Origin of the sequence: Terrisporobacter mayombei (assembly GCF_020748465.1) — a bacterium.
GTDB classification, from domain to species: domain Bacteria; phylum Bacillota; class Clostridia; order Peptostreptococcales; family Peptostreptococcaceae; genus Terrisporobacter; species Terrisporobacter mayombei.
In genome coordinates this window covers 1-462 of record NZ_JAHZMP010000206.1, presented here as the reverse complement: position 1 = coordinate 462, position 462 = coordinate 1, and the positions used below count along the sequence as shown (strand labels likewise).

Genomic DNA, 462 nt, shown 5'->3' with positions numbered 1-462 from the left:
GGCTAATTGACATGGTAGAAAAATTGTGAAGGTAAGTGAAGTAGTGGACCATTCAGAAATATGTAATAAATGTGGGTATAAAAGCGAGGAAGTTAAGAACATAAATCTGAGAGAATAGATTTGTGCTAGATGTCATGAAAATCACGATAGAGATATAAATGCAAGTATAAATATATTAAAAGAAGGATGAAGACTAATAACAATTCAAAATAAATAACTTATGTAAGAACCGTAGGAACTATGGGGATGGCCTGTGGAGAATTAGTAAGACATATTTTAGTATGCAAAATTCTATGAAGCAGGAACCCTGTGACTTTAGTCATGGGAGGTTCAGATGAGGGCTATAGACTATGTAAAAGAAGCTAGTGACTATATAGAAACTTCAGATGGTACTAGGATTACAGCTTCTCAAATGTGTGAAAGATTCCTTTTTAATGGTACTATGCAGTATACTTTGATAGG

General features: G+C 33.5%; 1 pseudogene. It reads left to right on the top strand.

Annotated features, from left to right (window positions below):
* Positions 1–10: 10 nt before the first annotated feature.
* Positions 11–190, top strand: a pseudogene (locus K0039_RS23450) (zinc ribbon domain-containing protein); the annotation flags it as partial.
* Positions 191–462 lie beyond the last annotated feature (272 nt).